We start from the raw sequence: 23,834 nt of genomic DNA on the forward strand, positions 1-23,834 counted from the left end.
CACAGGTCATGTTCTCGGTCGAGGAGTCGCCATGGGAGTTCGCCGCCAGTTGATCGCGCTGGTCGCCGGGGCGGGGGTGGCACTCGGCTCGGTCGTGGCGTTCGCGGCGACCGGCGAGGCGGCCGTGGCCTGCTCGTCCGTGACCTGGGCCGAGGGTGTCACGTACACCGCCGGCCAGCAGGTGACCTACCAGTCCAAGCTGTACCAGGCGCTGGTCACCCACACCGCGTACGCCGGCGCCGGCTGGAACCCGGCCGCCACCCCGACGCTCTGGAAGGACCTCGGGGCCTGTAGTGGCGGCGGCACCCCGACACCCCCGGCGACGTCTCCGACGGTCTCCCCGACCGCGTCCCCGAGCAGCTCGCCGACGGTCCCGCCGGCCGGCTGCGCGACCCGGGGCCGCCCGGCCGGCAAGGTGCTGCAGGGTTACTGGGAGAACTGGGACGGCGCCGCCAACGGCGTCCACCCCGGCCTCGGCTGGATCCCGGTCAACGACAGCCGGATCACCCAGCACGGCTACAACGTGCTGATGGCCGCCTTCCCGGTGATCCGCTCGGACGGCACCGTGCTCTGGGAGAACGGCATGGACGCCGGCGTCAAGGTGCCCACCCCCGCGGAGATCTGCGCGGCCAAGGCGCAGGGCGCCACGGTCCTGATGTCGATCGGCGGCGCGGCGGCCGGCATCGACCTGAGCTCCAGCGCGGTCGCCGACCGGTTCGTGTCGACCATCGTGCCGATCCTGAAGGCGAACAACTTCGACGGCATCGACATCGACATCGAGACCGGGCTCTCCGGCAGCGGCAACATCAACACCCTCTCCACCTCCCAGGCCAACCTGATCCGGATCATCGACGGGGTGCTCGCGGCGATGCCGTCGAACTTCGGGCTGACCATGGCGCCGGAGACCGCGTACGTGACCGGTGGCAGCGTCACCTACGGCTCGATCTGGGGCTCGTACCTGCCGATCATCAAGAGGTATCTGGACAACGGCCGGCTGTGGTGGCTGAACATGCAGTACTACAACGGCTCGATGTACGGCTGCTCCGGCGACTCCTACGCGGCCGGCACCGTGCAGGGCTTCACCGTGCAGACCCAGTGCCTCAACAACGGTCTCACCATCCAGGGCACGACCATCCGGATCCCGTACGACAAGCAGGTTCCCGGCCTGCCCGCCCAGCCCGGCGCCGGCGGCGGCTACCTGACGCCGGCCCTGGTGACCCAGGCGTACAACTCGGTCCCGGGCATCAAGGGCTTGATGACCTGGTCGATCAACTGGGACGGCTCGAAGGGCTGGACCTTCGGCAACAACGTGAAGGCCCTCCAGGGCCGCTGACCCGCCCGGCCCCCTGACCACCGGCCCGGGTCCTTCCCGGGCCGGTGATCCTTTCCTGCCGGTCGGCCCGTTCCGGGTGGCTCGGCCCCGCCGGCCGGATGCGGCCCGCCAGCGCTCCGGGCGCGATCCGCGATCCCTCATGGCCCGCACCGCCCCGGGTCCGTGGCCGCGACGCCGTCGTCCACAGGTTGAAGATCAACATTCAGATCGATCAATAGCAGTGGCTAGCCTGGTCGCATGCGCATCGTCTACGCGACCGGGGGACGCGAGATCGAGGTGCGGCAGCGCAGCCGCGAGGCGACGCTGGCCGATCTGTTCCGGGCGATCGGCGTCCCCGATCCCGGCGTCGCCACCGTCGACGGCGTGGCGGTGGCGACGTCCGCCCCCATCGAGGACTCCGGCCTGCACGAGGGCGCGGTGCTCGACGCGGGGCCGCCACCCGCCACCGGCCCGCCCCTCCCGCCGCCCTACGAGCTGGCGGTCGTCGCCGGTCCGGGCGCCGGCCGGGTCTTCCCGCTGCCGCCCGGCCGCTGGGTGGCCGGGCGCGGGACCACTGCCGGCCTGCGACTGGACCACGACACCGTCTCACGGGAGCACTGCCTGCTCACCGTCGAGCCCGGCGGCGTCACCGTGACGGATCTGGGCGCGGCCAACGGCGTACAGCTCAATGGGCTCAGAATGACCGAACCGGCTGCCGTGACCAGCGGTGATGTTCTCGGCATCGGCGCCCTGGCGCTGACCCTGCGCCGCCTCGCCGACGACGACCGACCGACCGGCCTCGACCTGCGCCGCCACCTCGGTCCCGGCGGCACCGTCTCGTTCAACCGGCCGCCGCGCGCCGCGCCCCCGGAGGCCCCGGGCCCGATCACCGCGCCCGGCGAGCCACGTGAACCGGCCAAACCGCACTTCAGCATCGCCTCCACGCTCGGCCCACTGGTCCTCGCGGTGGTCATGGTGCTGTTCACCAAGGACCTCCGGTTCGGGTTGTTCGCGCTGCTCTCCCCACTCATCGGCGTCGGCACCTACCTGGAGTCGCGCCGGCGCAACCGCAAGGAGGCCGCCGCGGGGCGGCGCGCCTTCGAGGCCGGTCTGGCCGAGCTGGACCAGCGCCTCGCCGACGCCGGCCGGGCCGAGCGAGCCCGGCTGCGGCGTCTGCTCGGCGACCCGGCCGAGGCGCTGCGCCGCGCCGCGTTGCCCAGCACCCGGCTCTGGGAGCGCCGGTCCCACCACGACGACTTCCTGCTGCTCTACGCCGGCATCGCGGACCGCCCGTGGCAGCCCGAGGTCACCGCGGAGACCGGCAGGCTCGCCGCCCCGGTCGCCGAGCGCGCCGGACGCGCCGTGCTGCCCGGCGCGCCTGTCGAGGTGGCCCTCGGCAATGGCGGTGTGGTCGGGATCGCCGGGCACCGGCCGGCCGCCCTCGCCGTCGCCCGCAGCCTGCTCTGCCAGGCCGCGGTGCACCACGGCCCGGCCGACCTGACCGTCGCGGTGCTCGTCGACGACGGCCGCCAGCCGGAGTGGGACTGGTGCAAGTGGCTCCCGCACACCCGCCTGCCCGACGACTCCGGCCGCTGGCTCGCGCACACCCGCGAGCGCGCCGAGGGAATGGCCCGCCAGATCTCCGGCGGCGCCGCGATCGGCACGGCGCTCGTCGTGATCGACTCCGATCTGCTCACCGAGGGCGCCCGCGCGCCCGCCCGCGACCTGCTCAACCAGGCACGAGCCGCGCCGCCCGCAGCGTTCGGCCCGGCCACGCCGGTGGTGCCGGTCGCCGGGATCGTCCTGGCCGCCAGCGTCGACCGGTTGCCGGCCGCCTGCGACACGGTCGTGGAGATCGTCGACGCGGACGGCGACGCGATCGTCCGGCGCCCCGCCGAGGGCCGTGACCTGCCCGGCGTCCTGCTCGCCGGACTGGCCGTGCCGCAGGCCCGCGCCTGCGCCCGGCACCTGGCCCGCTTCGACGACCCGGAGCTGCGGCGCACCGGCGCCGGCCTGCCCGACGGCGTACGCCTGCTCCCGATGCTCGGCCTGACCACTGTCGACGCCGACGGCGTCCGGGAGCGCTGGCGCCGCGCCGACCCGGTCGCGGTCAGCGCGCCGCTCGGCGTGACCGACCGCGGCGTCTTCACGCTCGACCTGATCCGTGACGGGCCGCACGGCCTGATCGGCGGCACCACCGGCTCCGGCAAGAGCGAACTTTTGCGCAGCCTGGTCGCCGCCCTCGCCGCGAACGCCGACCCGACCCGGCTCACCTTCGTCCTGATGGACTACAAGGGCGGCGCGGCGTTCGACGAGTGCGCGCGCCTGCCGCACACCGTCGGCCTGGTCACCGACCTGGACGAGCAGCTCGGCGAGCGGGCGCTGCGCGCCCTGGAGGCCGAGCTGCGGCATCGCGAGCGCAGGCTCCGCGAGGTGCGCTGCGACAACCTCGCCGAGTACGTCAGCAGCGGCGCCGCCGCCACCGAGCCGATGCCGCGGCTGGTCGTGGTGATCGACGAGTTCGCCACCATGGCCAAGGAGCTGCCCGACTTCCTCACCGCCCTGGTCGGGATCGCCCAGCGCGGCCGTACCCTGGGCGTGCACCTGATCCTGGCCACCCAGCGGCCGTCCGGCGCGGTCAACGACAACATCCGGACCAACACCAACCTGCGGATCGCGCTGCGTGTGCAGGACGCGGCCGACTCGGCCGACGTGATCGGCATCCGGGAGGCGGCCGAGCTGAGCCGGCTGCTGCCCGGCCGGGCCTATGTGCGGCTCGGCCCCGGCGAGGTGGTGCCGATCCAGACCGCCCTGGTCACCGCGGTGTCCGGGGGAGAGGACGACGCCCCGGTGTCGGTGCTGCCGTTCGCGTTCGACCCGCCGCCGGTCGGCGGCCGGCGGGCGGACCCGGACGGCCGCACCGATCTGGCCCGCCTGGTCGACGCGATAGCCGAAGCCGCGGCCGGGCTGCCCGCCCCGCGCCGCCCCTGGCCGGAACCGCTCGGCGGCGACGTCGATCTGGCCACCCTGCCGCCCGATCCGGACCGGGCCACCGTCGCGCTCGCCGACGACCCGGGCCGCCAGTCGCAGTACCCGATGGGCTGGGACCCGGCCGAGGGCAACCTGCTGCTGTTCGGGATCACCGGCAGCGGCACCACGACCACCTGCCAGTCGCTCGCGCTCAGCCTGGCCGTCGCCCGCGGCCCGGACCAGCTCGAGCTGTACGCGATCGACTACGGCACGGGCGACCTCGCCGTCCTCGACGGACTGCCGCACACCGGGGCGGTGATCGCCGCCGACGACCGGGAGCGTCAGGTGCGGCTGATCCGGCACCTGCGCGCCGAGTTGGACCGGCGCCGCACCCCCGGCGCCGGCCCGCACCGCGCGATCGTGGTGCTGATCGACAACCTGGCCGCGATGCGCGCCGAGTTCGACGACGCCGAGGGCCTGGCCGTGATCGACACACTGACCCGCCTCTACGCGGACGGCACCGCGGCCGGCCTCCACTTCGCGGTCACCGCCGACCGGTTCAGCACCGTCCCGCCGGCCTGGACCGCGGTGACCACGCAGCGCTGGCTGTTCCGGCTGCCCGATCCGTACGACTACGTGCAGGTCGGCCTCACCCGTAAGGACGTGCCGGCGCGCCGGCCCGGCCGGATGGTCGCCCTGCCCGCCGCGCTCCAGGCGCAGGTCGGCCGCCCCTCCCCGTCCCCGGCCGCGATGACCGCGGCGGTCGCCGCGAAATATCCGGACGCGGCCGTGCACGCCGCCCGGATCGGGGTGCTGCCCACCACGGTCCCGGTCGCCGGCCTGCCCACCGCGGTCCTCGACCGGGAACCGTGGCGTCTGCCGCTCGGCGTCCGCGAGTCCGACCTGGACACCGCCTGGCTGACCCTCTACGAGGGCGAACACGCGTTGATCGCCGGGCCGGCCCGGTGCGGGAAGAGCACCACGCTGCTCGGCCTGGCCGCGGCCCTGCGCGGCCGGGCCCACCTGGCGGCCACCGGCGGCCGCCGTTCCCCGCTTCGCGACTGCCCCGGCCTGGACCGGTTCGCGCCGTCCGGGGGAGCGGCCACCGCGATGCTCGCCGAACTGCGCACGGTCGACGGCCCCGCGGTCCTGCTCCTGGACGACGCGGAGACGTTCGACGACGCGGACGGCGCGATCGCCGGGCTGCTCGGCGCCGCCCGCCCCGACCTGCACGTGATCGCCGCGGGCCGGTCGGATTCGCTGCGCACCCTGTACGGCCACTGGACGCAGACCCTGCGCCGCTCCAAGGTCGGCCTGCTGTTACGCCCCAACATCGATCTGGACGGCGACCTGCTCGGGGTGACGCTGCCGCGCCGGGCGCCGGTGCGGCTGGGGCCCGGTCGCGGCTACCTCGTCCACAACGGCGAGTGGGACATCGTGCAGACCGCTGCCCCGGCCACCTGACGGTCAGCCACCTTTACTTGTCGCTCGCCGGCCGGATGCGGGCCTTCCGCGTGCCTCATTCGGCGGTCGGGAACGGCCGGCGGTACACGCTGATGTGGTCGGTGCTGTCCGCGCCGAACGGGTCCCGCCGCCACGTCGCGTAGCGCTCCTCCAGGACCAGACCCGCGGCGGCGGCCATCGCGTCGATCTGCTCGGGCCACTGGTAACGCATCCCGAACGGTTGCAGCCGCACCCCGCCGTCGGTGAACGTGATGGTCTGGCGGACGAACGTCTGCGCGGCCCGATCGTACTGATGCAGACGGACGGTCACCTCCTCCTCGGTCACCGACCGCACCTGCACCTGCTGCTCGTCCCGATCAAAATCGGCCGGGTCCGGAACGAACGCCTCCACCACGAACCGCCCGCCCAGCGCCAGCACCCGCGCCACGTTGTGGAAGCACTCCTCCTGCCGCCCCGGCACGGTCAGGTTGAACAACGTGTTGAAGACCAGGTAGACCAGCGGGTACGGCCCGCGGACCGCCACATCTGCCATGTCCGCGACGAGCACCGCGATCGCGTCCCCGCCCGGCTTGCGGCGCATCAGCTCCACCATCTCGGGCGACGCCTCGATCCCCTCCACCGGCACACCGCGGTCCGCGAGCGGCAACGCCACGCGCCCGCTGCCGATCGCCAGTTCCAGCACCGGCCCGTCCCTGGCCAGCGCGGTCAGGAACTCGACCGCGTCGGTCGGGTCGGGGAGGCCTTCGTCGTAGCGGGCGGCCCACTGCCGGCCGAAGAGTCCGGGATCGTCCAACCTGGCCATGCCACAGGTCTATCCGCCAGGCCCGGCATCGGCAACCGGAATGCCGGCCCTCCCGCGCTTCCTCCTGGGCCGGACGACGGGATGACCAGCATCTCGCGGATCGTGCTTCACCAGCGCTCGTGATCTCCTGAATCGGTGATGGCGGGAGGACCAAGGTGCGGACGCCGCTTTCCTCACTGTCGTGATACTCGAAGGAACGTCGCCCGGGCAGATGAGCGATGGCGGCCGCGCTCAGCCCTGCTGCCGGTCCCGTTCGATAGCTTCCCTGACGTGCTGGGGAAGGTTGGGGGAGAGAGGCCGGCGTTGCCGCTCCTCCGGCGGCGGACCCCACGGGGAGGGCAGCAGTCCCTCGCGTTGCATCTGCCGCGTCGCGCGGGTGTTGTGATACTCCGCCGGGATCTCGTCCAGCGACACCCGCTCGCCCGTCGATCGCCGCGTCGCCGCGACGATCGGGATGAACGGACGGTCTCGGCCCGGCCCGTTCGCAGCCCACTCGGTCAACGGTGTCTCCAGGTCGCCCCAGGGGTGTGCCACCGTGACGGTGATGTCGTCGAATTCGGATCGGTCGATCATGTTGCTCCGCCCGTCAGGGGAAAGGGTTGGGTACCGTGCCTACCAGATGATCTGCGAGATCGTCGCCGTAGAACAGAAGCTCACCTTCCCGATGGGATAGCGGGAATTCCGGTTGATGCAGTCGGGACCGCGGCACCTGGAAGTGGCTGAGATCCGGCGCGCGATGGTCGGCCGGCCCGGGGAACCCGTTGATGATGGTGTGCAAACCCGGATCCGTTGTGGCTGCCGCCGCGGCCGGATCCGTAGTGACGCTCACGAACGGACTGTGCGTCGTGAAACCGTTCGCGTGATCCTCGATCATCTCGGCGAACAGATCCGGGTCGTTCGCCAGCGCCCAGTGGTACAGGTCCTGCCGCGCGGCGGGCTCCGCGGACAGCCGGGAGCGGAGGGTCTGCGGATCTGCCGCGTTGTGGAACCGATACACGTCCACCAGGTCGTTGGTCACGTCGTCGGGGCCGACCCGTCCGGCCGGGGCGTGCACCACACCACCGGTCAACAGGTCAGTGGCCAGGGCTCGCGGGTTGAAGACACTGCCGCCGGTCAGGCCGCGTTCGACACCACCGCTGACCACGGACTCCGCACCGTTGATCGCAAGTTCGCGGACGAAGGGATTCGTTGCGGCCAGTCGCGCCGAGTTGCCCAGCAACGCCGATGCTCCGGCACCCAGACCGCCGGCGGCGGCGCCGACCAGGCCGTCCACCGCGACCTGACCCCAGTCGACCTCGCCGGTGGTGAACCTCTGGACGCCGGCGCTGAGGCCTCCGGCGATCAGCCCGCTGGAAGCAGTCATCAGGGCCACCCCAGCCGGGCCGCCGATCCCGGTGAACATCAGGGCGACGCCACCCGCGATCATCGCGCCGGCCGCCAGGTACTCCCAGTTCTCCCCAACCCAGTCGGCGGCGTCCTCGAAGAAGCCACTGCCCATCTCGTCCCGGTAGGCACGAAGCTCGGCGTCGGTGACCGGCCGCAGACCGAGGGGGTCGGCGTGCCCCAGAGGGTCGTTGCCGGCGTAGTGGTACGCGTGCCCGGTACCGCCGGAAGCGGGTCCGGACTTAGGAACGCCCGGGTCGCTGGATCGTAGGCGCGGTTGCGCAACCAGGTCAGGCCGGCGAACTCGAGCTCACCCCGGTATCCGATGGCTGGTGCCGTCTCCGCGGGCGCTCCCCAGGCATCGCGGTCGCCGGGTGTGCCCTGCCAGTCGGGCATCAGCTGCTGTAGACCGACGGCCCAGGGGGTGCCCGTGCCGGTCACCGGCCTGTCGCCGAGCCAGCACGGCATGCCTGCCGGTCCCGGTTCCCAGAACACCGGCCGACCGGCCACTTCGGCGAGTTCCCCCAGCGGATCGAAGCGGACGGCGGTGCCGTCCACCGAGGCGAGCCGGCCGAAACCGTCCCACTCGAAGTGACGGTCGCCCTCACGGACACGGCGGCCGGCTCCGTCATACTGGAGAGTCGTCCCGCCGCGGGAGACGAGTTGACCGGCGGCGTCGTAGACACAGGAAGTGACGCCGTCCTGAGTCAGGCGGCCGGCCGCGTCGTACCGGAATCCGCTGTCGCCGGCAGCGACCAGCTGTCCAGCCGCGTCGTACCGATAAGCCCGTGTGCCGTCGTGGATGATCCGTCCGGCGGCGTCGCGCGTCAGTCGGGTGAAGCGTCGGCCGGCGCCCGACTCGAAGCGATAGTCGTCCGGATACCGGCGCCTCAGACGTGTTTCGTTGCCCTCCGCGGCGATCAGGCGGCCGAGGGCGTCTCGACGGAGCCGGACGGCACCCGCTGTCGCGAGCAAGCCACCGGCGTCGTAGGTGTAGGTGATCTCGGAACCGTCCGGACGGATCAATGCGGCGCGGCGGCCGTCCGCGTCGTATCGGTAGCCGACCGAACCGTTGCCGCGGGCGCGGGAGATCAGCCGCCCGGCCCGATCCCAGACCAGATCGACACGGTTGTCCCCGTCCTCCGCGGAGACCAGCCGGCCGAGCGCATCGCGGCGGAACGTCAGTCGTGTGCCGTCACCACCAGTCATCGTGGTGACCCGTCCGGAGGCGTCGTACGACCAGCGGATCGTCAAACCGGATCCGTCGGTCCGCGCGAGCAACCGACCGGCCGGATCATATTCGCAGCGGGTACGGCGGCCGAGCGGATCGATACGTTCGATCAGCCGCCCCGCCTCGTCATAGCCGAAAATGACGGAAGCGCCGAGCGGGTCGGTGACTCGCGTGATCCAGCCGCGGGGGTGGTGTTCGTAGCTGGTGCGGCCACCGAGCGGGTCCACCGCGGCGGTCATCCGTCCGGCCAGGTCGTACTCGAAGCGCCGGGTTCCGCCGGCCGCGTCGGTGATCGCGACGATCCGGCCGGCGGCGTCGTGCTGGTACTCGAACCGCCCGTGGACCGGGGTCTCCCGCGCGATCAGACGACCGTCCGGGCCGTACTCGAATGTCTCCGCGACATGGTCGCCGCGGGTCGTCGCGATCAACGCGCCGTCGGCATCACGGCGGAAGGTGACACGCCTGCCGGCCCCGTCGACCCGGGCCGCGACCCGCCCGGCGGGGTCATGTTCGAAAGCGGTCACCAATCCGGACGGTGAGATCGTACGGACGATCCGCCCACCCGCGGTGTACTCGATCCGCGCGATCCCGCCGTCCGGCCCGGTGATCGCGGTGCGGCGGCCGCAGCGGTCGTACTCCGCCCGGGCACCGGCTCCATCTGGCCGCAGGTGACCGATGACGCGGCCGAGCTGGTCGTAGTCGAACGTACTGCCGGTCAGACCGTCGTGGATGCCAGTGATCCGCCCGTCCCGATCGGTCGGTGCGGAACGCCGGACGCCGACCGGATCAGTTGCGGCGATCAGGTTGCCGACCACGTCGTATTCGCGGAGCCAGGTCGACCCGGCTGGATCCGTGGCGGCGGTGAGGCGGGACAGCGCATCGTAGGTGAGGTCCCACTTCGCTCCGTCCGGAAGGTGCAAACGGGTCGGGTTGCCTACGTCGTCGTACTCGAACGTGGTGCGGTGGCCAAGGGGGTCGATCGAGGCGGCGGTCCGGCCGTGCGTGCCGTACTCGGTCTCCCGGCGGGCGCCAGCCGGATCGATGATTGCGACGATCCGGCCGGCCGGCGAGTATTCGTATCGCCAGGTGCGGCCACCCGTGTCGGTACGCTCGACGAGGTGGCCGTGGGCGTCGTACCGGAAGGTGGTGCGCCGGCCGAGCGGGGTGATCGTGGCGATGACCCGTCCGGCGACGTCGCGCTCCAGGGTCGCCGTGTTGCCGAGCGCGTCGGTGGTCGTGACGAGCCGGCCCGCTTCGTCGAAGCCGAAGTCGAGCGTGACGCCGTCCGGGTCGATGACCCGGTGGACCAAGCCGTCGCGGACGTCGAGGCGGGTGCGGCCGCCCTCCGCGTCGATGATCTCCGACGGGATGCGGTTGTCCGCGTCGTAGCGGTAGCGGACCGCCGCCCCCTCGGCCGTCACCTCGACCACCCGGCCGAGCTCGTCGTAGCGGTACGTGAACGGCCCCCGCCGCAGCAGGTTCCCGCGATCGTCCCAGCGCAGCACGGTCACGCTGCCGTCCCGGTCGGTCACCGTGACCGGGTTGCCCCATTCGTCGTAGGTGCGGCTGAGGGTGTGCCCGTGGGCGTCGGTCACCGAGAGTAGACGTCCATGCTGGTCGTGCACGTAGACGTCGGTCCCGCCGACGACGGTGACGTTGCCGGGCAGGTAGGCATATTCGGTCACCCGGCCGAACCGGGAGGTTTGGGCAAGGACCCGTCCTCCGGCGTCGAAGGTGTTGCGGGCGTGCACCACCCCGTCCGCGTCGAGCACGGCGGTGATGCGGCCGTCGTCGATCTCGTAGCGGTAGGTGCCGTCGGCGATCAGCGCCCCGTTGTCGTCGTAGGTGTACTCGACGTCGCCGACCCGGGTCACCCGGTCGCCGCTCCAGGTGATGTCGAAGTCGTCCCGCAGGAGCCGGCCGGTGTTGTCGAAACGCCACACGCGCCCGTCGAACCAGCGCAGTTCCAGACCGTTGGCGACGGCCACGAGGGCGGCGTTGACGCCGATCACCCGGCCGTACCCGTCGCCTTGCCGGCCGAAGAACGCGACCTGCCCGTCCGGCCCGGAATACCGGACCCCGTCCGCGGAGAGTCTCAGCCGGGTGTCGATCCACGACGACCAGCCCGGCCCGAACGCGCCGACCGCATCCGACCGGCTGTTGTAGACCCGGGCAAAGCCCGGAAGATCAATGACCTTGTGTACGAGGTTTCCGCTCGCCGTGTTCACCGGGTCGTCAGCGAAGCCGCTGGTCGGCGGGAACCCGTACGCGATCGGATCGTCGAAGGTGATCGAGGCGCGCCCGCCGCCGAGTCCGGCGGCCCGGAGGCTGGCGGCGACGGCCGCGTCCGGCAGCCGCGCCAGGTCGCCGTCCCCGCCGGCGGACCGGAACGCCGCGGCGATCCGCGTCACCCACTCGGCGTCCACCTCGTTCAGGTCGATGTACGTCCCGAACGCGCTCACCAGCGAAGTCGCGTCCAGATGCCCCCACTTGTTGCCGTCCTGGAAGTCACCGTAAGCGCTGCGCAACCGGGTCGACTGTGTCCGCAGCTCGTCATCTGCCGCCCGGCTGCCCCGGACGAAGTCGTCCAGATCGTCCGGCCGTGCCGAGCTCGTGCCCACGTCACTGCCTCGTGGCGGCGGCCGGCGCCGCGATCGTGAACCGCGGCGGCGTCACCGGATCGGGGATCGGTGGCAGATCGTCCTCGCCGAAGACGAAGTCGCCGATCTTGTCCAGGAGCGACTCTTCCTCCTCCTGTCGCCGCTGCCAGGCCCGCGCCTTCTCGCGGCGGTCCTGTTCCTCGCGGGCCAGCCGGCTCAGCTCGTCCACCTGGTTCGCGGCCGTGCGCATCGCGGTGGCCAGCCGGCGCGCGTCGCCGGTGCAGATGTCCATCCGCGTGCCGAACTGACGCGCGTAGACGCCCCTCCACTCCTGCGCCGCCCGCGCGGCCATCGAGGTGCGCCGCGCGATCTGGCTCTCGCAGGCGTCCGCCGCGGAGCGCAACTGCGAGGCCAGCCGGTCGGCGGCCGCCCAGTCGAACGGAACGTCCTCGGAAATCCCCCGTAGATCGACCATCGTCGTCCCCTGAAGTTGTCCACAGATTCCGGCCGGCTGTTTGCGATGACAGGTCTCCTGTGACGACAATGGCAGTCCGGAAAGACAGAGTCAAAATTGATCACAACAAACTCGGGGGAGTGGACCGATGCCGGGACGAGTGCTCTCGACCGATCAGGCCAAAACGTCTATCCAGCAGATCCAGGCGATCGTCAACGGCGGGCTCACCGACCAGATCTCGCAGCTGGACGCGCAGGGCAAGCTGCTGTCCAACCCGGACGTCTGGGACGGCCCGCTGGCGAGACAGTTCCGCGATCAGACGTGGCCGGAGACGAAGGCCGCGCTCGACAAGGCGGCGCAGGAATTGGATCAATTGCGTGATCAGTTGCAGAAGATCGCGCAGAACATCATGACCGCCGGCGGCGGATCATAATCGGTCCGCCGGTGCGTTGATCAATTCCAGGAAAGGTGCCGAGATGGCCGATCAGGATGCGCTCGGCCGCGAATATCTGCTGCACGAGGAGATCGGCCGCGGCGCGCTCGCGGTGGTCCGGCGGGCCACGCGCCGCTCGGGTGGGCCGGCACTCGCGGCCAAGCTGCTGCGCCCCGAGCTGGCCGGCGACCGGCGGGTCCGGGAGCTCTTCCTGCGTGAGGAGGCGGCGCTGCGCGACCTGGACCACCCCGGCATCGTCGGCCTGCGCGACCTGGTGGTCGAGGGCGGCACCCTGGGCCTGCTGATGGACTACGTGGACGGTCCGGACCTGCGCCGCCTTCTGGCACAGCGCGGCGGCCGGCTCGGCGCGGCCGAGACCGCGGTGATCGCGGCGCAGGTGGCGGGCGCGCTGGCGGCCGCGCATGCGCAGGGCGTGGTCCATCTCGACCTCAAACCCGAAAACCTGCTCGTGGTACGAGGTACCGACCCTCCGGAGGTCTGGGTCACCGACTTCGGCGTCGCGGTGTTGCTGCTGGACGCCGACCGCGGTGTGGCCGGGGGCACGCCCGGCTACACCGCACCCGAGATCTGGCGCGGCGCCCCGCCGACCGCCGCGGCGGACGTCTACTCGCTCGGCGTGCTGATGGTCGAGCTGGTCACCGGCCATGCGCAGGGCGATCCGGAGGCGTTGCCGGAGGAACTGGCCGGACCGGCCCGTTCCTGCCTGGATCCCGATCCGCGCCAGCGTCCGACCGCCCGCCGGGTCGCCTCCTACCTGCGCGGCCTGGTCGCGGCCGGCGTCCTGGGCGAGGCTGCGGGTGGTGTTCCGGGCGAGGCGACGGCCGGCGTTCCCGGCGAGGCTGCGGGTGGTGTTCCGGGCGAGGCGACGGCTGGCGTTCCGGGCGACTTCGGGCAAGCGAGGGCAGGGGTTCCCGGCGGCGGGAGGACTGGCAACTCCGGCCAGGCGAGGAACTCGCCAGCCGCCGAGGCCAGGCAGACCCGCCTGCGCCCGGGCGTCACCCCGCCCCCGCCGCCGGCGGCGGCCCCGCCCGCGCCCCGTCGCCGGCGCCGCGGCCCGCTGGTCACCCTTGCCGTGGTCGTCGCCGTCGCCGCCGCGCTGATCGGCGTCAACATCGCCACAGCCGCGGACGACCGCGCCGCCGACCGGGCCGCGGTGATCGGCGCGACCAGCGCGCCGGCCCCGACCGAAACGGCCGGCCAGGGCGGGACCCTGCCGCCCACCGAACAGGTCCGCACCAGCGCCGCGACCACCGCCCCGGCGCCGCTGCGGGTCACCCTGGCGGGCGCCGTCGAGGACGACGCCGGCACGCTGGCCATCTCCGTCCGCGACCGGGAGGCCGTCGCCTACATCTGCGACGGCAGGAAGGTGGAGGCCTGGCTCAAGGGCACCGCCGAGGACGGCCGGCTCGACCTCTCCGGCAAGGGCGGCGCCCGGATCACCGGCACGTTCGACGCGGGCAGCGCCCGCGGCCGGGTCACCGTCGCCGGTGAGACCCACGACTTCACGCTGAGAACCGTGCGGAAGCCCTCCGGGCTGTACCGGACGTCCACGAAGGTGCGTGACGCGCGGGTCGAGGGTTCCTGGATCGTCCTGCCCGACGGTCGCCAGGTCGGCGTGCTCACCAGCGGCGACCGGACCGGCCCGGCCCCGCGACTGGACGTCACCAGCCGCACCACCACCGTCGACGGCACCCCGGTCGCCGTCACCGAGATCGATCCCGGCAGCGGCACGGGCTTCTGAGGTGACCGCCGGCCACGAGCGTCCGGCCCGCTGCGCCCTGCTCGGCTGCCTGGTCCATGGCGCCTTCGTGGCAAGATGCCGGTCGTCAGCCGCCCCGGGCGGCGTCGGGTACTGGGTTCTCCCGGTGGTCTGGTCCGCACCGCCGTGACCGGGCTGCGGCCGGCGTCCCGCGTCCGGCACTTGCTGGGCCGGGTGTGACCCCCGCCGCTGCCGAAGTTCTTTGAATCTGAAATAGTTTCCCCGTCAACAAGGTTGTACGGGGCAATCCGGGATGTCAGAACCCCGGCCGAAGGTTCAGGAGCGGGTCATGCAATTCGGCATCTTCAGCGTCAGCGACATCACGACCGACCCGACCACCGGGAAGACCCCGACCGAGGCCGAGCGGATCAAGAACATCGTCACCATCGCGAAGCACGCGGAGGAGGTCGGCCTCGACGTCTTCGCGCTCGGCGAGCACCACAACGAGCCGTTCTTCTCGTCCTCGCCGACCACCACCCTGGCCTACATCGCCGCGCGGACCACGACGCTGCAGCTGAGCACCGCGACCACGCTGATCACCACCAACGATCCGGTGAAGATCGCCGAGGACTTCGCGATGCTGCAGCACCTCGCGGACGGCCGGGTCGATCTGACGCTCGGCCGCGGGAACACCGGCCCGGTCTACCCGTGGTTCGGCAAGGACATCCGCGCCGGCATCCCGCTGGCCATCGAGAACTACGCGCTGTTGCACAAGCTGTGGCGCGAGCACACCGTCGACTGGGAGGGCAAGTTCCGCACCCCTCTGCAGTCGTTCACCTCGACGCCGCGCCCGCTCGACGACGTCCCGCCGTTCGTCTGGCACGGCTCGATCCGGTCGCCGCAGATCGCCGAGCAGGCCGCCTTCTACGGTGACGGGTTCTTCGCCAACCACATCTTCTGGCCGGCGTCGCACACCCAGCGCATGGTCGGGCTCTACCGTGAGCGCTACGCGCACTACGGCCACGGCGACGCCGACCAGGCCATCGTCGGCCTCGGCGGCCAGGTGTTCATGCGGAAGAACAGCCAGGACGCGGTCAACGAGTTCCGGCCGTACTTCGACAACGCCCCGGTCTACGGCCACGGTCCGTCGCTCGAGGACTTCACCCGGGAGACCCCGCTCACCGTCGGCAGCCCGCAGCAGGTCATCGACCGCACCCTCGAGTTCCGCGACTACGTCGGCGACTACCAGCGTCAGCTGTTCCTGATGGACCACGCCGGCCTGCCGCTGAAGACGGTGCTGGAGCAGCTCGACCTGCTCGGCGAGGAGGTCGTCCCGGTACTCCGCAAGGAGTTCGCCGCCCTGAAGCCGGCCCATGTCCCGGACGCGCCGACCCACGCCTCGCTGGTGGCCGCCCGCACCATCGCCAAGGAAGAGGTCAAGGCATGAAGCAGCGCAAACTCGTCGTGATCAGCGCGGGCCTGAGCCAGCCGTCGTCCACCCGCCTGCTCGCGGACCAGCTGTCCGCGGCGGCGGCCACGGCCGCCGGCAAGCTCGGCGTCACCCTGGACGTCCAGGTCGTCGAGGTCCGCGACCTGGCCCACGAGATCACCGACCACATGCTGACCGGCTTCCCGCCGGCGGTGCTGAAGCAGGCGCAGGACGAGGTGGCCGCCGCCGACGGTCTGATCGTGGTGACCCCGGTCTTCAGCGCCGGCTACAGCGGCCTGTTCAAGTCGTTCTTCGACGTGCTCGACCAGGACACGCTGCGCGACAAGCCGGTCCTGCTGGCCGCCACCGCCGGCACGGCCCGCCACTCGCTCGTCCTGGAGCACGCGCTGCGCCCGCTCTTCGCCTACCTGCGCACGGTGCCGCTGCCCACCGCCGTCTTCGCGGCCAGCGACGACTGGGGCGCGAACTCGGTCGAGGGTCCGCTGCGCGCCCGGATCGACCGCGCCGCGGCGGAGCTGGCCCGCGAGGTCGAGCGTCGCGAGCCGGCCACCGTCGCGGACCCCTTCGCTCTCACCGAGAGCTTCGAGGACATGCTGAAATCTCTCTGACCGACCCGGCCCGTCGAGCGGTCCGGCCTCCTGCCGGGCCGCTCTATCTGGTGGTACGACCGGTGCGAGGTCCCCTGACCGCGCCAGGCCGGCCGGGCGGAACCCGGCGCCCGGCCCGCTCCGGCCGCGGTGGATGGCCGCAGTGATTGATCTTGAAAGGCTACCCGCTGCGCGCCTGCCGGACCGGCGGTCGTATGGTGTGCGACACACCGACGGTGGGCAGGTCGTCTGCCTGGTCCGGGCCGCCGGTTCCGTTTGTGGGCGGGCACACCTGATCCGTTCGGCCGGAGGCCGCAGTGAATCCCGTCCGGTGGGCCGGATTCGCCGCCACAAGCTTTTGCACAATGCAACTATGGGGACCGGACAGCGGCAAAGGAGGCGCTATGACCATGACCGGCTCACGGGGAGCGGCAGCCGTGGCGGAACGGCCGCGCGCGGACCTGCCCGTCACCCCGCTGACCTGGCAGCGGACCGACACCGTCGGGACCGAGCTGGTGTTCCCGCGGGGCGCCCGGCCGCACGGGTCCGCGATCGTCGCCGGCGCCCGGGCACATGCGTTGACCTGGACCGCCGAGATCTCCACGGCTTCCGAGGTGACGTCGCTGCACGTCACGTCCCAGGGCGACGGCTGGAGCCGCGAACTGCGCCTGGGTCGCGCCGGCGGCGGCTGGACCTGCCGGGCGGAGCACGCCGGCGACGCGGGTGACCTGCCGTTCGCCGGCACCGAGGAACTGGACGCGATCGACCCGGCGGCGCTGCTCCGGCTGGGCGACTCGCCGATCTTCGTGGCCTGGGCGATCCGGCGCCTCGGCCTGACCGTGACGTCCGGCCCGGTCACCGTCCCGGTGCTGCGGATCTCGACGCCGGCGCTGTCGGTGATGCCGGGCACCGAGACGTACCACCTGGTCAGCGCGCAGCGCCTGCGGGTCACCGGCGACCGCCCGGCGGTCACCTACGAGCTGGACGCCGCCGGGATCGTCGTCTCCCAGCCGGGCCGCCTGCGCCTGGCCCGCTGATCCCGCCACCTGAGACCTGCCCGGTGGCCGCCGGGCAGGCGTCCGCCTCCGATGAGCTCCGGCCGTTCGGGAACAGCCCGGCGTCGGCGGTCCGGCGGCGCGTCAGAGCAGGCGGAAGTCGGCGTACTCGAATCCCGGCGCCACCACGCAACTGACCACGACCGGCTGGTCGCCGGCCGGAGCGGCGGACTGCCAGCATCCGGCCGGCACCAGCAGTTGCGGCTGCTGCCCGACGGCGGGATCCGGCCCGAGCAGCAGCGGCTGTTCGTCCCCGGGACGGTCCCCGGTCCCGCCGAGCGTCAGCGTCAACGGCCCGCCGGAGTGCCAGAACCACAGCTCGTCCGAGCGCACCACGTGCCACGCGGACTCCTCGCCCGGGTGCAGCAGGAAGTAGATGGCCGTGGCGGCGGCGCGCTCACCGGCGTACCCCGAAGGGTGAAAAGTGTGCCCGGACCGCCAGGTCTCCCGGAACCATCCACCTTCCGGATGCGGTGTCAGGTCGAACTGCTCGGCCAGGGGCGGGCGCTCGCTCATACCGGCAGCCTACGTGCCGAACGACCGTTCGTTTTGCGCGGTGCGCTGGCCGGGTGCCGCGCGTCTCGGAAGCCCACCTCATCGCCCGCCGCCAGCAGATCCTCGACGCGGCCGCGCGCTGCTTCCTCCGCAACGGCTTCCACAGACATCGATGCAGGGCATCCAGGCCTTGATCGGCAGGCCCTGACCGCCCCGCGCGGGCCGGCGCCGCGGCCCGGCTACCGGATCAGGCGGCGGATCGCCGCGGCGAGGCCGGGAGCGTCCAGGTCGGTCCCGGTGACCAGGGCGCGCAGGATGACGCCGTCGAGCAGGGCGCCGATGTCGCGCGCCGCGTCCGGCCCGACCGCCGGCGCCAGGATCGCCGGGAGCCCGTTCATCCAGACGTCCGTGATCGGGCGCAGCGTGGCGTCCCGGGCGGCGGCCAGGCACAGCTCGTACTCGATCCGGACCTGGCGGCGGTCGGCCAGGTACTCCCGGGTCAGTTCGGTCAGCTCGGCCGGCAGGTCCGCGGCGGCGGTCAGCCGGCCCGCCCACTCGTCCAGATCGGCGCGCAGGCGTTCGGTCGCGTGCCGCAGGCCGGCCGCGATCAGGTCGTCCCGGGTGGGGAAGTAGTACGTGGTGGCGCCGAGCGGCAGGCCGGCCCGGGCGGCGACCGCCCGGTGCGTGGTCCGTCCGGCTCCGGCCTCCGCGATGATCTCCATGGTCGCCGCCGCGAGCGCGGCGCGCCGCGCCTGCGGATCCCGGGCGCGCTGGGTGCGGCGCGCGGGCCGCGGCGCGGGCGCCGCATCCGGCGTGGGAGAGTGGCCGGGCGTGGCGGAGTGGCCGGTCAATGTGCCTCCGCGCCGGTCAGGTTGAGCACGACCACCCCGGCGATGATCAGGGCGATCCCGCCCGCCTTGACCAGCGTGACCGGCTCGTCCAGGAACAGCGCCCCGATCACCACGATCGCCGCGGTGCCCACCGCGGACCAGATGGCATACGCGATGCCGACCTGCAGTCCGCCCTTGATCGCCTGGGACAGCGCGGTGAAGGAGATCGCGTAGCCGGCGAGCACCGCCAGCGTGGGCCACAGCCTGGAGAAGCCGTCGGTGGCCTTCATCATGCTGGTCGCGAAGAGCTCCGCCCCGATGGCGAGGGCGAGAAGGACGTACCGCAAGCTGACCACCTCTTCCCGTACGAGCTCTTCCCATACGAGCGTTTTCTTGTACGTTCGTACTTGTACGATCGTACAAGAAAACGAGACGCCTCCCCGAGGGCCGGAAATCTGGCATCATCACGGCCCGTGACCGACGATCTACGGACGCGGCGGATGGCCGCGATGCGGGCGTGTGACCGGGTGCTCTCCGGAACGCGGCCGGTGACCGTGCGGGAGGAGCTGGGCGAGCTGACCGCCGCCGCCGAGCCGGACCTGATGCCGGACTGGTACGGCGACGGCCCGGTCGCCGGGCTGGAGGAACGGGTCGCCGGCCTGCTCGGCGCCGAGGCGGCGGTGTTCTTCCCGAGCGGCACGATGGCCCAGCAGGTCGCCATCCGCTACGGCGCCGAGGTGACCGGCCGGGACACGGTCGCGCTGCACCCGCTCGGGCATCAGGAGGTGCACGAGCGCCGGGCCTACGCCGACCTGACCGGCCTGCGCTCGGTCCACCCCACCACGGCCCGGCGCAACCCGACCGCCGCCGAGCTCGTGGCGCTGGGCGAGCCGGTCGGGACCGTGGTCTTCGAGCTGCCCCTGCGCGACGCCGGATTCGTGCTGCCGACCTGGCCGGAGCTGAGCGACGCGTGCACGGTGGCCCGCCGGACCGGGGCCCGCGTGCACTTCGACGGGGCGCGGATCTGGGAGTCCACGCCGTACCTCAATCGTGCTCTGCCGGAGATCGCCGGCCTGGCCGATTCGACGTACGTCTCCTTCTACAAGACCCTGGGCGGCCTCAGCGGCGCGGCGCTGGCCGGGACCACCGCCCTCGCCGCGTACGCCCGGACCTGGCGGCACCGCTACGGCGGGCAGATCTTCCAGCAGTGGCCGGCGGTGCTCGCCGCGCACAGTGGCCTGGACCGGGAGCTGCCGCGGATCCCGCAGTACGTCCGCCACGCCCGGGTGGTGGCGGCCGCCCTCGCGGAGCTGCCCGGCGCCGTGGTGTATCCGGAGCCGCCGCACACCAACCAGTTCCGCCTCTGGCTGCCCTACCCGGCGGCCCGCCTCAACGAGGCCGCGCTCGCGTTGGCCGAGGAGGAGAAGGTGTGGTTCGCGGCCGGCTGGCAGGACACCGGCATCCCCGGCCAGGCGATGGCGGAGATCGTCGCGCACGCGCCGTCGCTGGACTGGTCCGCGCGGGACGTGACCGAAACTGGTCTTCGGCTGCTGGACCGGGTTCAACGATGATCACGTGGGTAGTACTTCCCTGTCCCGTTTTCACCGGATGCAGGAGGTTCCGATGAGCGCAGTCGCCAACCCGGCCACCGTCGACGAGTGTCTGCGAGTGGGCGCCGGATTCTCACAGGGTGACCTCAACTGGATCGCGGACCTGTTCAGCCCGCTCGACGCCCGGCTCGCCGCGTTCCACGCCGACACCACCGCGCTGTACATCTCGGTGAAGGACCGGGAAGCGCCCGGTCAGAAGGTCACCCTGGAATCCACGATCGGCGGCCGGGAGAAGATCGTCACCACCTCGTCGGAGGGCGATCTGCACGCGGCGATCATGGACGTCCGCGACGACCTGAAGCGCCGGTTGAACGACGCGCGGAACAAGCACGAGCCGCGCCACAACCGGCATCTGCGTGACGTCCCGCAGCCGGACCTCTCAGCCGAGGAACTTGCCTAGGTAGGTCAGCGGTCCCGGGTCGGGGACCGGGAGCACGGTGTAGCCGACACGGTCGTAGAAACCGCGGGCGCGGACGTTCGCGGTGAGCATGCCGACGAACACACCCGTCGCCCCGGCCCGCGCGGCCGCCCTCTCCAGCTCGGTGATCAGCCGCCGGCCGAAGCCGCGCCGCTGGTAGGCCGGCAACAGGTCGATGTGCAGGTGCGCGGGCCAGTCCCGCAGCTCCGGCACGATTCTGTGCTCCGGCTCGTAGTGCAGCGCGACCATGTGCTGCTCGGGAGTGCGCGGCGGGGGCGGCGGCACCGGGTACTTGTCGCCGATCAGCGGGATCCATTCGGCGCGGTGCCGCTTCACGAACGTCGCCGTGTCGGACGTGCCGACGACGTAGCCGACCGCCCGCCCGCCGTCGTCCAGGACGAAGGCGAGGTCCGGTTCCAGGTACGCGTAGGGGCCGGCGAACAGGTCGCCCATCAGGTCGTCGGTGGAGTACTTTCCACGCGCGTCCGCGCCCGCGTCGGCGGTGCGGACACAGATGTCGTAGACGGCCGCCTTGTCGGAGGGCCGGTAGGGTCGAATCTCAGGCACGCTGCGCAGGCTAGGCCGTGGAAGCGCTTCCACCGCAAGTGTCGCGGAACACCGGAACGCTCGGGAACAGCCTGCGCGGCACCGCCTCGCCGAGCGCGGCCCGGGCGGCCGCGGCCGCGATCTCCTCGACCGGGTGCGTGGCCGTGGACAGCGCCGGACAGGCCGTGCCGGCCAGTGGGATGTCGTCGAAACCGGTCACCGCGACGTCGTCCGGCACGCGCACGCCCGCGGCGGCGAGCGCCCCCAGCGCCCCGAGCGCTGTGGCGTCGCTGACCGCCGCGATCGCGTCGGTGTCCGGCCAGCGGGTGAGGATCGCCCGGGCCGCGGCGCCCCCGCGGTCGCTGGTGAAGTCCCCGCGCACGATGCGGGCCCGCAGCCCGGCCGCGCGGACCAGCCGGAGATAGGCGCCGACCGGGGCGGCGGACGCGGCCAGCCAGGACGGGCCGGCGATCAGGGCGATCCGGCGGCGGCCCACCGCGTGCAGCCGGGAGATCAGTGCCCCGACGCCGGCCGCGCTGTCCACGTCGGCCCCGCCCGCGCCGATCGCTGCCGTCCGGCCGCGCAGGCCGGCCGGCAGGTGGCCGAGCAGCTCGCGGTCGTGCCCGGCCAGCACCAGCCCGGCCAGGCCGCGATCGGCGGACAGCCGCTCCAGGTCCGCGGCGCAGTCCAGGCCGAGGTGGCGCAGGGACACCCCGACGTCGTACGGATCCAGCGCCGCCGCCATGGCCGTCGTGGCCCGGGTGACGAACGGGTCGCGCAGGATGTCGGCGCGGTTGTCGCGCACCGCGAACACGATCCGGGTGCCGGTCTTGCGGGCGAGTTGCCGCGCCACCGGGTGCGGCTGGTAGCCGAGCTGCTGGGCGGCCGCGAGCACGGCGGCGCGGCTGGCCGCCGAGGCCGGCCCGGCCCCGGAGAGCACCCGCGACGCGGTGGCCGGCGACACGCCGGCCCGCCGCGCCACCTCGGCCAGTCCGTACCGCATCGCATCAGTAAACCGGAGACGGGACCTTGGTCCCAGCCCTCGCGGGACAGTGGGCCCGGTGCGGCAGGCGGCCCGGGACGTCGGCCGGCCCGAGGACTGGATCACGGCGGCCGCGAGCTCGCCGGTGTGGAAGCTGATCGGCGAGTACCGGATCGCCCTGCGCACACCCGTAGAAGAGCTGACCCGATGGGGCGCGCCCCCCGCCGGGCCAGGTGATCGCGCATCTCAACCTGTACTGAAGCGCAGGACGCACCGAAAGCGCAGGACGCACCGGGCCGCACCGCCGGGACGACGGAGACCGCCGAAGTAGGGTTCACCAAGCGACGGCTCGGGACGGGCCGCGCAGGATCGCTGAAGTGAGGTTCCGAAGTGACCGTCCAGAACGCCTGGCTGCGCAAGATCGCCGAAGATCCGGGCCACTCCCAGTGGTACATCAAGCGATTCCGCGACCTGGCGGCCTCGGGCGCCGACCTGGCCGGCGAGGCCCGACTGGTCGACACCTTGGTGCCCCGCGGCGCCCGCATCCTGGACGCGGGCTGCGGCCCCGGCCGGGTCGGCGGCCACCTGGCCACCCTCGGCCACGACGTCACCGGCGTAGACCTGGACCCGGAGCTGATCGCCGCGGCCATCACCGACCACCCCGGCCCGAACTGGCTGGTGGGCGACCTCACAGGACTCTCCCTTCCCGGCCCACCGTTCGACGCGATCGTCTGCGCCGGAAACGTGATGACCTTCGCCGCCCCGGACACCCGGGTCGACATCCTGCGCGGCTTCGCCACCCACCTGGCTCCCACCGGCCGCGCGGCGATCGGTTTCGGAGCCGGCCGAGGCTACCCGTTCGACGAGTTCCTGGCCGACGTGACCACCTCCGGCCTGACCCCCGACCTGCTGCTGAGCACGTGGGACCTGCGCCCCTTCACCCCGGACGCCGATTTCCTGGTAGCCCTCCTCCGCCACCCGTGACAGGACCTCAGCGACGCCCTTGGCGAGGATGATGCCGCAGGTCGCTGTTCCGGCACGGCGCCGACGCACGTATAGGGGTTTTCATTTGCCCTGCCGCAGAACAGCGAACCAAGCGAACCCGGCGGGCGCCGACCGCTATTGGCATCCATTTTATCGTCATTGCACATTAACCACATCAATTCAATGAAAATCAATTCTGGCCCGCGCCGCGGGGGTGAGTGGCAGCGGTGGCCGAAGGCCGTCGCCCCGGAGCCGCGGTCGCCCGCGGCGGTGCCGGGGCCGCCGACCGCGAGGTCGAGGCGGGGGCGACCGGCCGCCGGGAAGCCGTGTTCGCCGTTCGGGCCTGGGGCTGGCGCCCGCGGAGCTGTGGTGGCCGGGGCTGGACGCGGTGACATTGATGCTCACGGAACTCCTTCCGCTGGGCCGGACAATCGCCGCCGCGACCCGGTCGCGCACCGCGGCAGTGAACCGATTGTGGCGCACTCCCGGCCCGCCGCGTCAGTATTTG

20 protein-coding genes are annotated in these 23,834 nt (G+C 72.5%); 10 read left to right on the forward strand and 10 right to left on the reverse strand.

The window, feature by feature from the left end:
• The first annotated feature begins 31 nt into the window (after positions 1-31).
• Positions 32-1,333, forward strand: a complete 1,302-nt coding sequence (locus Asi03nite_RS27435) for a carbohydrate-binding protein (protein ID WP_203683357.1) — start codon at positions 32-34, stop codon at positions 1,331-1,333.
• A 237-nt stretch (positions 1,334-1,570) separates the two neighbouring features.
• Positions 1,571-5,746: a type VII secretion EssC family protein gene (locus Asi03nite_RS27440; RefSeq protein ID WP_203683358.1), complete on the forward strand. Its 4,176-nt coding sequence runs from the start codon at positions 1,571-1,573 to the stop codon at positions 5,744-5,746.
• A gap of 55 nt (positions 5,747-5,801) precedes the next feature.
• Here Asi03nite_RS27440 and Asi03nite_RS27445 read toward each other — a convergent pair whose 3' ends face one another.
• The 5 genes from Asi03nite_RS27445 to Asi03nite_RS27465 form a co-directional block, all read right to left on the reverse strand.
• A complete protein-coding gene (locus Asi03nite_RS27445; protein WP_203683359.1) occupies positions 5,802-6,548 on the reverse strand; it encodes a class I SAM-dependent DNA methyltransferase in 747 nt (248 codons plus the stop codon).
• A 231-nt stretch (positions 6,549-6,779) separates the two neighbouring features.
• Positions 6,780-7,121 (reverse strand): hypothetical protein, encoded by a 342-nt coding sequence (locus tag Asi03nite_RS27450; protein ID WP_203683360.1) that lies wholly within the window; start codon positions 7,119-7,121, stop codon positions 6,780-6,782.
• A 13-nt stretch (positions 7,122-7,134) separates the two neighbouring features.
• Complete coding sequence (locus Asi03nite_RS27455; protein WP_203683361.1) at positions 7,135-7,821, reverse strand: hypothetical protein; 687 nt, start codon at positions 7,819-7,821, stop codon at positions 7,135-7,137.
• Between the two features lie 149 nt (positions 7,822-7,970).
• Positions 7,971-11,783 (reverse strand): DUF6531 domain-containing protein, encoded by a 3,813-nt coding sequence (locus Asi03nite_RS27460; RefSeq protein ID WP_203683362.1) that lies wholly within the window; start codon positions 11,781-11,783, stop codon positions 7,971-7,973.
• A gap of 1 nt (position 11,784) precedes the next feature.
• Positions 11,785-12,237: a hypothetical protein gene (locus Asi03nite_RS27465; protein WP_203683363.1), complete on the reverse strand. Its 453-nt coding sequence runs from the start codon at positions 12,235-12,237 to the stop codon at positions 11,785-11,787.
• A 139-nt stretch (positions 12,238-12,376) separates the two neighbouring features.
• Between Asi03nite_RS27465 and Asi03nite_RS27470 the strand changes: the two genes are divergently transcribed.
• The 5 genes from Asi03nite_RS27470 (at position 12,377) to Asi03nite_RS27490 (ending at position 17,443) form a co-directional block, all read left to right on the forward strand.
• Positions 12,377-12,649, forward strand: a complete 273-nt coding sequence (locus Asi03nite_RS27470) for a pyrophosphorylase (RefSeq protein WP_239102969.1) — start codon at positions 12,377-12,379, stop codon at positions 12,647-12,649.
• A 43-nt stretch (positions 12,650-12,692) separates the two neighbouring features.
• On the forward strand, positions 12,693-14,411 hold the full coding sequence (locus tag Asi03nite_RS27475) for a serine/threonine-protein kinase (protein WP_203683365.1): 1,719 nt from the start codon (positions 12,693-12,695) through the stop codon (positions 14,409-14,411).
• Between the two features lie 307 nt (positions 14,412-14,718).
• Complete coding sequence (locus Asi03nite_RS27480) at positions 14,719-15,816, forward strand: LLM class flavin-dependent oxidoreductase (protein ID WP_203683366.1); 1,098 nt, start codon at positions 14,719-14,721, stop codon at positions 15,814-15,816.
• Positions 15,813-16,427, forward strand: coding sequence for an FMN reductase (locus Asi03nite_RS27485; RefSeq protein ID WP_203683367.1), 615 nt, complete (start codon positions 15,813-15,815; stop codon positions 16,425-16,427). The genes Asi03nite_RS27480 and Asi03nite_RS27485 overlap by 4 nt, the downstream gene beginning before the upstream one ends.
• A gap of 389 nt (positions 16,428-16,816) precedes the next feature.
• A complete protein-coding gene (locus Asi03nite_RS27490) occupies positions 16,817-17,443 on the forward strand; it encodes a putative glycolipid-binding domain-containing protein (RefSeq protein WP_203683368.1) in 627 nt (208 codons plus the stop codon).
• Positions 17,444-17,545: 102 nt separating this feature from the next.
• On the opposite strand, the gene Asi03nite_RS27495 is transcribed toward Asi03nite_RS27490, so the two are convergent.
• The 3 genes from Asi03nite_RS27495 to Asi03nite_RS27505 all read right to left on the reverse strand — a co-directional run bounded on the left by Asi03nite_RS27495 (position 17,546) and on the right by Asi03nite_RS27505 (position 19,133).
• Positions 17,546-17,977, reverse strand: a complete 432-nt coding sequence (locus tag Asi03nite_RS27495; protein WP_203683369.1) for a cupin domain-containing protein — start codon at positions 17,975-17,977, stop codon at positions 17,546-17,548.
• A gap of 218 nt (positions 17,978-18,195) precedes the next feature.
• The gene (locus Asi03nite_RS27500; protein ID WP_239102970.1) at positions 18,196-18,807 is read right to left on the reverse strand and encodes a TetR/AcrR family transcriptional regulator; all 612 of its coding nucleotides are present in this window, start codon (positions 18,805-18,807) and stop codon (positions 18,196-18,198) included.
• Complete coding sequence (locus tag Asi03nite_RS27505; protein WP_203683370.1) at positions 18,804-19,133, reverse strand: DMT family transporter; 330 nt, start codon at positions 19,131-19,133, stop codon at positions 18,804-18,806. Before Asi03nite_RS27505 ends, Asi03nite_RS27500 begins: the two co-directional genes overlap by 4 nt.
• A gap of 126 nt (positions 19,134-19,259) precedes the next feature.
• On the opposite strand from Asi03nite_RS27505, the gene Asi03nite_RS27510 reads away from it, so the two are divergent.
• Complete coding sequence (locus tag Asi03nite_RS27510; protein WP_203683371.1) at positions 19,260-20,357, forward strand: threonine aldolase family protein; 1,098 nt, start codon at positions 19,260-19,262, stop codon at positions 20,355-20,357.
• A 52-nt stretch (positions 20,358-20,409) separates the two neighbouring features.
• On the forward strand, positions 20,410-20,796 hold the full coding sequence (locus tag Asi03nite_RS27515; protein ID WP_203683372.1) for an HPF/RaiA family ribosome-associated protein: 387 nt from the start codon (positions 20,410-20,412) through the stop codon (positions 20,794-20,796).
• Here the strand turns inward: Asi03nite_RS27515 and Asi03nite_RS27520 are convergent.
• Both Asi03nite_RS27520 and Asi03nite_RS27525 read right to left on the reverse strand, forming a co-directional pair.
• On the reverse strand, positions 20,776-21,381 hold the full coding sequence (locus Asi03nite_RS27520) for a GNAT family N-acetyltransferase (RefSeq protein WP_203683373.1): 606 nt from the start codon (positions 21,379-21,381) through the stop codon (positions 20,776-20,778). The two genes, Asi03nite_RS27515 and Asi03nite_RS27520, sit on opposite strands and share 21 nt — an antisense overlap.
• Before the next feature lie 10 nt (positions 21,382-21,391).
• Positions 21,392-22,363 carry a substrate-binding domain-containing protein gene (locus tag Asi03nite_RS27525; RefSeq protein ID WP_203683374.1) on the reverse strand — a complete coding sequence of 324 codons (972 nt, stop codon included), beginning with the start codon at positions 22,361-22,363 and terminating at the stop codon, positions 21,392-21,394.
• Positions 22,364-22,732: 369 nt separating this feature from the next.
• Between Asi03nite_RS27525 and Asi03nite_RS27530 the strand changes: the two genes are divergently transcribed.
• A complete protein-coding gene (locus tag Asi03nite_RS27530) occupies positions 22,733-23,326 on the forward strand; it encodes a class I SAM-dependent methyltransferase (protein ID WP_203683375.1) in 594 nt (197 codons plus the stop codon).
• Positions 23,327-23,834: the final 508 nt, after the last annotated feature.

Source organism: Actinoplanes siamensis, from assembly GCF_016862395.1.
In the GTDB taxonomy this organism is placed as follows: Bacteria; Actinomycetota; Actinomycetes; order Mycobacteriales; family Micromonosporaceae; genus Actinoplanes; species Actinoplanes siamensis.

What these genes read in the sequence shown, in the direction of transcription:
- Asi03nite_RS27435 (WP_203683357.1), top strand. Translation starts at nt 32, where the DNA reads ATGGGAGTTCGCCGCCAGTTGATCGCGCTGGTCGCCGGGGCGGGGGTG.
- Asi03nite_RS27440 (WP_203683358.1), top strand. Translation starts at nt 1,571, where the DNA reads ATGCGCATCGTCTACGCGACCGGGGGACGCGAGATCGAGGTGCGGCAG.
- Asi03nite_RS27445 (WP_203683359.1), bottom strand. Translation starts at nt 6,548, where the DNA reads ATGGCCAGGTTGGACGATCCCGGACTCTTCGGCCGGCAGTGGGCCGCC.
- Asi03nite_RS27450 (WP_203683360.1), bottom strand. Translation starts at nt 7,121, where the DNA reads ATGATCGACCGATCCGAATTCGACGACATCACCGTCACGGTGGCACAC.
- Asi03nite_RS27465 (WP_203683363.1), bottom strand. Translation starts at nt 12,237, where the DNA reads ATGGTCGATCTACGGGGGATTTCCGAGGACGTTCCGTTCGACTGGGCG.
- Asi03nite_RS27475 (WP_203683365.1), top strand. Translation starts at nt 12,693, where the DNA reads ATGGCCGATCAGGATGCGCTCGGCCGCGAATATCTGCTGCACGAGGAG.
- Asi03nite_RS27480 (WP_203683366.1), top strand. Translation starts at nt 14,719, where the DNA reads ATGCAATTCGGCATCTTCAGCGTCAGCGACATCACGACCGACCCGACC.
- Asi03nite_RS27485 (WP_203683367.1), top strand. Translation starts at nt 15,813, where the DNA reads ATGAAGCAGCGCAAACTCGTCGTGATCAGCGCGGGCCTGAGCCAGCCG.
- Asi03nite_RS27490 (WP_203683368.1), top strand. Translation starts at nt 16,817, where the DNA reads ATGACCGGCTCACGGGGAGCGGCAGCCGTGGCGGAACGGCCGCGCGCG.
- Asi03nite_RS27495 (WP_203683369.1), bottom strand. Translation starts at nt 17,977, where the DNA reads ATGAGCGAGCGCCCGCCCCTGGCCGAGCAGTTCGACCTGACACCGCAT.
- Asi03nite_RS27515 (WP_203683372.1), top strand. Translation starts at nt 20,410, where the DNA reads ATGAGCGCAGTCGCCAACCCGGCCACCGTCGACGAGTGTCTGCGAGTG.
- Asi03nite_RS27525 (WP_203683374.1), bottom strand. Translation starts at nt 22,363, where the DNA reads ATGCGGTACGGACTGGCCGAGGTGGCGCGGCGGGCCGGCGTGTCGCCG.